This window comes from Gordonia sp. N1V, assembly GCF_029269935.1.
Taxonomy (GTDB): Bacteria; Actinomycetota; Actinomycetes; order Mycobacteriales; family Mycobacteriaceae; genus Gordonia; species Gordonia polyisoprenivorans.
This window is the reverse complement of the sequence record NZ_JARJDD010000109.1, coordinates 1-381: the sequence shown is the minus strand read 5'-3', so window position 1 is coordinate 381 and position 381 is coordinate 1. Positions and strand designations below refer to the sequence as shown.

General features: G+C 57.5%; 1 pseudogene. It reads right to left on the bottom strand.

Features of this window, described 5'->3' with window-relative positions:
- Positions 1–83: 83 nt before the first annotated feature.
- Positions 84–188, bottom strand: a pseudogene (locus P3L18_RS28335) (HNH endonuclease); the annotation flags it as partial.
- Positions 189–381 lie beyond the last annotated feature (193 nt).

The window sequence follows — 381 nt, the reverse complement described above, 5'->3', positions numbered from 1 at the left end:
GATTATCACTATGGAGTTCTCAAACAACAGATGCGGTCCCGGCGATGCCGGGTGCGGGGAATCAAGTTGTGGTGCAGGGCAGGTCAGGCTGCTACATCGTCGAGTCGCATGGTGCGTCGGTGATAGGACGGAACCGGTCGTCGTTTCGGGTCGATGCTGGCGGGTGGGATCAGCCAGGGGTGTCGGTCGAGAATGGTAGCGGTGTCGATCATGGGCCCCTCCCCGGTGGCTGATCGGTGTGATGGGTCCAGTCTACACGAAAGCATGTTCGATGCAAGGCATATTCTTGATCAATTCTGCTTGTGGACAACGTGTTTCGGCGCCAGTTTTCTGTCGGTGGGGTGTGGTAGGGGTGCGGTTTTCGTTTGCCATGCGTTCGAT